The following is a 7,233-nucleotide window of genomic DNA, read 5'->3' on the forward strand; positions in this document are numbered from 1 at the left end:
GCACCGGCGCGAGGGGGTCGTCGCGGCCCGGCGCCAGCACGAGGTCGCAGCCGTCGAGCCCGGCCAGGCCGTGCGTCGCCGCGACGTCACCGAACGGCGACACGGCGGTGCGCACCCGGCCCGCGCTGCACAGCCGCACGGTGAACGGGCCGATCCCGCTGTCGGTCCGGTCCTGGCCCCAGACCTCGCCGATCACCGCGAGGTCGAACATGCGAGTCCCGGGCAGCAGCAGAACGCCGATCGTGCGCATGGCAGGAAAGTACCGCATCGCGCGTCTTCTGCCACTCCCCTGAGCCCGTCGGACCGGCGAAACTCGACGTCATGACCGATACGGCACTCATCCTGATCGACGTCCAGCGCGGGTTCGACGACGCGGCTTTCTGGGGCCCCCGCAACAATCCCGGCGCCGAAGCCAACATGAAGGCGCTGCTCGACGCGTGGCAGGAGCGGCGGCTGCCCGTCGTGCTCGTGCACCACGATTCGGCGAAACCGGACTCACCCCTGCGGCCCGGCCAGCCGGGCAACGACTTCAAGCCCGAACTCGACGGCGCGCGGCCGGACCTGGTGTTCGGCAAGAAGGTCAACTCGGCGTTCCTCGGCGACGTCGACCTCGACGCGTGGCTGCGCAAGCGCGGCATCACGAGCTTCGTCCTGGCGGGGATCCAGACGAACTTCTGCTGCGAAACCACCGCGCGGATGGGCGGGAACCTGGGCTACGACGTGACTTTCGCGCGCGACGCCACGTTCACGTTCGACCTCCCGGAGGTGACCGCCGACGAGCTGTACCGCGTGACGGCGGCGAACCTGGCGAACCAGTTCGCCACCGTCAAGTCCACAAAGGACATCCTGGCGGCGCTCAGCTGAGCCCGTTGCGCTCCCGCACGAGGTCGACGATGCCCGCCATGATGTCGGTCAGCTCGTAGTCCTTGGGTGTGAACACCCGGGCGATGCCGCGTTCGGTGAGCAGCGCGGCGTCGTCCGGCGGGATGATCCCGCCGACGATCACCGGCACGTCGCCTGCGCCCGCGGCGCGCAGGCCGTCGACGACGTTCGGCACGACTTCCAGGTGCGAGCCGGACAGCACCGACAGCCCGACGACGTGCACGCCCTCCTGCACGGCGGCCGCGACGATCTGCTCGGGGGTCAGGCGGATGCCCTGGTAGACGACCTCGAAGCCGACGTCGCGCGCCCGGACGGCGACCTGCTCGGCGCCGTTGGAGTGCCCGTCGAGGCCGGGCTTGCCGACCAGGATCCGCAGCCGCTCGCCCAGTTCCGCCTCGGTGGCGCGGACGCGTTCGCGTACCCGCTCGATCCCCGGGTCGCCAGTGCCCCCGGGCGCGGCGGAAACCCCGGTGGGCGCCCGGTATTCGCCGAACACCTCGCGCAGCGCGCCGGACCACTCGCCGGTGGTCACGCCGGCCCGCGCACAGTCCACAGTGGCCTCGAAGAGGTTTTCCGTGGTGCGCGCGCGTTCCTTGAGCGCGGTCAGCGAGCGCTCGACGGCGTCGTTGTCGCGCCCGGTGCGCCACTCCTCGATCGCGGTGACGGCGGCCTTTTCGACGGCGGGGTCGATGGTTTCGATCGCCTTCGCGCCCTCGGCCTGCAGCGGCGACGGCTCGGTCGTCTCGAACTTGTTGACCCCGACCAGGATCCGCTCGCCGTTCTCCACCCCGCGGCGGTATTCGGCCAGCGAGCTGACCAGCTGCGACTTCATGTAGCCGCTCTCGACCGCGGCGACCGCGCCGCCGAGGTCCTGCACGCGCGCGATCTCCTCGCGCGCGCCGGTCATGATCTCGTCGACCTTGGCCTGGATGACGTGCGAGCCGTCGAAGATGTCTTCGTACTCCAGCAGGTCGGTCTCGAACGCGAGCACCTGCTGCATCCGCAGCGCCCACTGCTGGTCCCACGGCCGGGGCAGGCCGAGCGCCTCGTTCCAGGCGGGCAGCTGGATCGCGCGGGCGCGGGCGCCGCGGGACAACGACACCGCGAGCATCTCGAGCACGATCCGCTGGACGTTGTTCTCCGGCTGGGCTTCGGTGAGGCCGAGCGAGTTGACCTGGACGCCGTAGCGCAGCCGGCGCGCCTTGGGATCCGTTACGCCGTAACGGTCCCGCGTGATCTCGTCCCAGAGCGCGGTGAACGCGCGCATCTTGGACATCTCCTCGACGAACCGCACGCCGGCGTTGACGAAGAACGAGATCCGCGCGACGACCTTGGCCATGTCGGCCTGGTCGACCTGCCCGGAATCGCGGACGGCGTCGAGCACGGCGATCGCGGTGCACAGCGCGTACGCGACTTCCTGCGTCGGCGTCGCGCCTGCTTCCTGCAGGTGGTAGCTGCAGATGTTGATCGGGTTCCACTTGGGCACGTGGTGCACGGTCCACGCGATCATGTCGGTGATCAGCCGCAGGCTCGGCCCCGGCGGGAAGATGTACGTCCCGCGGGACAGGTACTCCTTGATGATGTCGTTCTGCGTGGTGCCGGTGAGCTTCGCGAGGACTTCGTCGACGTCGCGGCCTTCGGCCTCGGCCTGCTCGCGCGCCACGGAGACGTACAGCGCGAGCAGCCACATGGCCGGCGCGTTGATCGTCATCGACGTGTTGGCCTCGGCGAGCGGGATGCCGTCGAAGAGGCGCCGCATGTCGCCGATGTGCGACACCGGCACGCCGACCTTGCCGACCTCACCGCGGGAGAGCTGGTGGTCCGGGTCGTAGCCGGTCTGGGTGGGCAGGTCGAAGGCGACCGAGAGCCCGGTCTGCCCCTTGGCGAGGTTGCGCCGGTAGAGCTCGTTCGACGCGGCCGCGGACGAGTGCCCCGCGTACGTGCGCATCACCCACGGTCGGTCTCGCTCGTGGTCCGTTGGGTACGGCACTGGGCACCTCCGGCGGTGGACGTTTCGTCGAGTGTACCGACCGGTAACTTGCGGTGGCAGTGGAATCGAACACGTCCGGGTGACTTCGCGCCCGCTGCCGTCAACCGGCCGGCGCACCCGGTTCCGGCGGCGCTTGGCGGGCCTTCGCCTCGTCGATGGCCCTGGTCAGCAGGTCGCGCACGCGCTTCGGCTCCCCGACGCCGATCAGCGCCACGGCGCCGGGCGTGCCGAACGTGAGCGTGCCGGTGCGCGACGGGCCGGGCTTGAGGACCGGCGCCTCCAGGCCGGCCAGTTCGCTGGCGAGTTCCTTCTGTCGGAACAGGCCCGAGCGCGCGATGATCCGGCTGTCGGTCACCGCGTACGTCGTCCGGCCGAGCGCGAGGTAGCGGACGAGCGAACGGCCGACCGCGCCGTAGAGCCCGAGTGCCAGCACGACCACGGCCACGACCGCGGTGGCACCGGAGGGCTGCTGGGTGAGCAGGAACCAGAGCGCGGCGGCGGTGACGACGAGCCCGGCAGGGGCGATCACCCCGTCCGCGGCGACGTAGAGCGGGCGCTGGACCGGTTCTCCCGCCCAGAGCACGCGCTCCCCGGGCAGAAGCTCGATTTCCCCTGCTGACATGGCCGAACACTACTCCGCCGGGACCCCTCCCGCCGAGCCCCGAGCGCGCCGCGCACCCTGGGTGGACGGTCGATCGCGCGGAGCACCGGCGCTGTGACGGAAATCCGCGAGACCACGACGTTCGCGTCGATTAGCGTGGCGCGCGTGACGTGGAGTGTGTACGGGTCTTACCTGGTCATCGTGGTCCTGATCGTGCTCGCACCGGGGCCCGACACGATGGTGATGCTGAAGAACGCGCTGTCCGGCGGGTTCCGCGGCGGGCTGCTCGCCTCGCTCGGCATCTTCACCGGCAACGCCGTGCAGGGCAGCGCCGCGGCGCTCGGGCTCGGCGTGCTGATCGCGCGGTCGCAGCCGGTGTTCCTCGCGCTGAAGTGGGCCGGCGCGGCCTACCTCGTCTTCCTCGGCTTTCAGGCGCTGCGCGGGGCGTGGCGCGGCAACTACGACGTCGTGGAGCAGGCGCAGCGCCGCAAGGGCGGCGGCTTCCGGCGGTTCCGCGAAGGCTTCCTCTCCAACATCACCAATCCGAAGGTGCTGGTGCTGTACCTGTCCGTGCTGCCGCAGTTCCTCGACCCGGTGCGCACGACGACGTGGGACGCGCTGGCGCTGGCCTACACCGTCGCCGTGCTCGGCATGGTGTGGCTGCTGGTGCTGCTGGTGTTCGTGCACCGCGTGCGGGCGTGGCTCGAACGCCGCCGGGTCCGCCGTACGCTGGACGGCGTCACCGGCACCGCGCTGCTCGGCTTCGGCGCCGCACTCGCACTGGAGTCCTGATGTCCCTGAGCACGTACGCGGGGTTCGCCGCGATGATGGCGTTCCTGGCGATGATGCCGGGACCGGACACGATGGTCGTCCTGAAGAACGCGCTGACGGGCGGCGCACGCGGCGGCGCGTGGGCGTGCGGCGGCATCACGGCCGCGAACTTCCTCCAGGGCACCGCGGCGGCCCTCGGCCTGGGCGCGGTGCTCACCCGCTCCCAGCCGGTGTTCGAAACGGTGAAGTGGCTCGGCGCGGCCTACCTGGTCTTCCTGGGCATCCAGGCCCTGCGAGGCGCCTGGCGCGGCGACTACGCGGCACTGGACGACGTCCGCCGCGCCCGCGCCACCCGCGGCCGCCGGTTCCGCGAGGGGTTCCTCTCCAACATCACCAACCCCAAGGTGATCGTGCTGTACCTGTCGGTGCTGCCGCAGTTCCTGACCCCGTCGTCGACCTTCGCCGATTCGCTCCTGCTGGCGTACACGGTCGCGGCGCTGGGACTGGTGTGGCAGGTGCTGCTGCTGTTCTTCGTCCACCGCGTCCGCGGCTGGCTCCAGCGGCGCCGGGTCCGCCGGGTGATGGACGGCGTGACGGGCACCGCCCTCCTGGGCTTCGGCGCGACCCTCGCCCTGGAGTCCTGAGCCTCCTTTCGCACGCTCCGGCGGTCCGTGCGCGGCCGGGTTTTCACGGCCGGACGTGCTGCGCGCCGACTTGTCCACAGCCGGCGCACGCTGTGGACAACCCGCTCGCAGGAGCGCTTTCCGGCCGGTTTTGTCCGCCGCCGCCGGTAGACTGGACCAGGGCACGCCCCCCGGAGGAGGGCGGGGGCTGCGGTTGTGTCGGCGGCCGGGGGGTGGGTCGCAGTGGTCGGCCGGATCTGCGGGCGCGCCTGGGCACGCTGCAGCGCGTTGGACCGGACCCGGCGGCGCCCGCGTGCGGGATTCCGTACGACTCGCTCCTGCTCGACAGAACGGTCGGCGTGCTCGCGACGGACATCATCGCGGGAGTCCGCCGCACCCTCGACGGCGTCACCCGCACCGCGCTCGTCGGCTTCGGGCCCGCGTTCGAGGGCTAGAGAGTCCGGTCCAGCCAGTCGTAGATCCGGCCGGTCGCCAGGCGCTGGGCGCCGACGTGGCAGTGCGCGTCCGCGCCCTCCTCCGCGGTGAACGTCAGCAGCGTCTTCGGTGCGGTCAGGTGCGCGTACAGCCGGCGGGGCTCGGTCTCCTGGTCGCCGCCGAAGAACAGGTCGTCCGCCGCTTCGCAGACCAGCGTCGGGCATGTGATCTGCTCCGCGACGCCGCCCTCCAGCGTGTACTCCAGGTACTTCGCGACGAACTCGCGGTCGGTCGACGCGCCCAGGACGTAGCGGCCGTGGTCGCAGGCCCAGCGCAGGGTCGGGTTCGCCTCGCGGCCGCCGGCGAGCACCGCGTCGAACTCCGGGTCTTCCGCGGCGTTCGCCCGGCGGACGATCTCCGCGCGGTCCCAGGGCAGGGCGCCGACCACGGCCGCGCCCGCGTCGTACACGCCGTCCACCGCGACGACCGCCGCCAGGCGGTGTTCGAACGCCGCCGCGCGCAGGGCCAGCATGCCGCCGAGGCTGACGCCGAGCAGCGCGACGCGGTCCGGGTCGACGCCGTCGAGGCCGAGGGCGAAGTCCAGCACCGGCGTGACGACGTGCTCCCAGTCCGGCCGGAACACCAGGTCGTCGTGCCGGATCGCGCTCGGCTGGCCCGGGCCGTCGAACGTCAGCACGTGGTAGTCGCGCTCGGCGCCGCCCGCCGCGCCCATGAAGTGGCACTCCTCGGCGCTGCCGTCGAAACCGTTGTGCATCAGCAGCAGCGGCTTCGGGCCGTCGCCCGGCGCGCGGTAGAAGTAGCCGCGCAGAACCGTTCCTTCGTAGGGGATTTCGACCGGCTCGGCGACGGCGGCCCGCCGGAAGCACTCGACGCTGCGGTCGTAGGCCGCCGCGATGCGCGGGTCCGCCGGGTCGCCGTGCAGGAAGAACTCCGACGAGAAGTAGTACGTCGACGCGCGCAGCAGCAGGTCGCGCGCGGTCACCGGGCTTGCCTCGGCCGCTTCGGCGTACAGGCGGTCGGCCAGGCCGCGGTAGGCGTCGTGCCAGCTGTCGTAGTCGCCCGGCTTGACCGTCGACGCCGCCGCCAGGACCTCGCCGAAGTCCGAGCCGCCGTAGGACGCGTGGCCGAACAGGCGCAGGGTCTCGAACCAGAACTGCGCGTCTTCTTCGAACATGAGCTGCTTCATCGGATCTCTTCCTCCACAAAGGTTTCGAACGACCGGGCGGGCCGCCCGGTGACCCGCTCGACGACGGGGGTGACGCGGTCTTCGGCGCCGTGCCGGATGTCTTCGTCGAGCGCGGCGAGCACGCGCGCGAAGCCGGCGGGGATGCCGGACGCGGTCAGGTGCGCCGCGAACTCGGCCGTGCCGACCGGGCGGTGACGCACCGGGCGGCCGGTGCGGGCGGCGATGATCGATGTGGCTTCGGAATAGCTCAAAGCACCAGGACCGGTCAGCACGTGTTCGGTGTTGTGCGGTTCGGCGTCGGTCAGCGCGCGGACGGCGACCGCCGCGATGTCGGCGGCGTCGACGAACGCGACCCGGCCGTCCCCGGTGGCGGTGACGACCTCGCCGTCCCGCACGCCCTGCGCCACCAGGTGCTCGCCGGTGAAGTTCTGCATGAACCACGACGGCCGCAGCACGGCCCACTCCGGCGCCGTCCGCACCAGCCGCGGCAGTTCGCCGAGGCCGGGGGTGTCGTCGGTGACGGCGGACGAGCTCAGCAGCACGATCCGGCGGACCCCGGCCTCGAACGCGTCCGCCACGAACGGTGCCACCAGCCCCGCCGGCGCGGCCTCGCCGATCGGCGCGACCAGGTAGACGGCGGACGCGCCGCGCAGCGCGTCGGCGTGGGTGGCGCGGTCGACCCAGTCGAACCGGACCTGCCCGGCCTCGCCGGGCTTGCGAGTGG

Annotated in this window: 8 protein-coding genes and 1 pseudogene; 4 read left to right on the forward strand and 5 right to left on the reverse strand. The window is 71.9% G+C overall.

Annotation, left to right across the window (positions count from 1 at the left end; all coding sequences use genetic code 11):
* Nucleotides 1-250: pseudogene (locus G3I65_RS24000) on the reverse strand (AraC family transcriptional regulator); the annotation flags it as partial.
* Nucleotides 251-321: 71 nt separating this feature from the next.
* Between G3I65_RS24000 and G3I65_RS24005 the strand changes: the two are divergent.
* Nucleotides 322-864, forward strand: coding sequence for a cysteine hydrolase family protein (locus tag G3I65_RS24005; protein WP_160698098.1), 543 nt, complete (start codon nucleotides 322-324; stop codon nucleotides 862-864).
* On the opposite strand, the gene G3I65_RS24010 is transcribed toward G3I65_RS24005, so the two are convergent.
* On the reverse strand, nucleotides 857-2,872 hold the full coding sequence (locus G3I65_RS24010) for a protein meaA (RefSeq protein ID WP_160698099.1): 2,016 nt from the start codon (nucleotides 2,870-2,872) through the stop codon (nucleotides 857-859). The genes G3I65_RS24005 and G3I65_RS24010 overlap by 8 nt on opposite strands.
* A gap of 100 nt (nucleotides 2,873-2,972) precedes the next feature.
* Entirely contained in the window at nucleotides 2,973-3,494 is a 522-nt protein-coding gene (locus G3I65_RS24015; RefSeq protein ID WP_160698100.1) for a PH domain-containing protein, read from the reverse strand.
* A gap of 144 nt (nucleotides 3,495-3,638) precedes the next feature.
* On the opposite strand from G3I65_RS24015, the gene G3I65_RS24020 reads away from it, so the two are divergent.
* From G3I65_RS24020 to G3I65_RS24030, 3 genes are all read left to right on the forward strand, one after another.
* A complete protein-coding gene (locus G3I65_RS24020) occupies nucleotides 3,639-4,265 on the forward strand; it encodes a LysE family translocator (RefSeq protein ID WP_160698101.1) in 627 nt (208 codons plus the stop codon).
* Nucleotides 4,265-4,888 carry a LysE family translocator gene (locus G3I65_RS24025; RefSeq protein ID WP_160698102.1) on the forward strand — a complete coding sequence of 208 codons (624 nt, stop codon included), beginning with the start codon at nucleotides 4,265-4,267 and terminating at the stop codon, nucleotides 4,886-4,888. Before G3I65_RS24020 ends, G3I65_RS24025 begins: the two co-directional genes overlap by 1 nt.
* Before the next feature lie 212 nt (nucleotides 4,889-5,100).
* Nucleotides 5,101-5,322, forward strand: a complete 222-nt coding sequence (locus G3I65_RS24030; RefSeq protein WP_160698103.1) for a hypothetical protein — start codon at nucleotides 5,101-5,103, stop codon at nucleotides 5,320-5,322.
* Here the strand turns inward: G3I65_RS24030 and G3I65_RS24035 are convergent.
* Together G3I65_RS24035 and G3I65_RS24040 are read right to left on the reverse strand one after the other, a co-directional pair.
* Entirely contained in the window at nucleotides 5,319-6,509 is a 1,191-nt protein-coding gene (locus G3I65_RS24035) for a S9 family peptidase (RefSeq protein ID WP_160698104.1), read from the reverse strand. The genes G3I65_RS24030 and G3I65_RS24035 overlap by 4 nt on opposite strands.
* Nucleotides 6,506-7,233 (reverse strand): NmrA family NAD(P)-binding protein (locus G3I65_RS24040; RefSeq protein ID WP_160698105.1); only part of this gene is annotated, 728 nt, incomplete at its 5' end. The genes G3I65_RS24035 and G3I65_RS24040, both read right to left, overlap by 4 nt.

Source organism: Amycolatopsis sp. SID8362 (assembly GCF_010550475.1).
GTDB lineage: Bacteria > Actinomycetota > Actinomycetes > Mycobacteriales > Pseudonocardiaceae > Amycolatopsis > Amycolatopsis eburnea.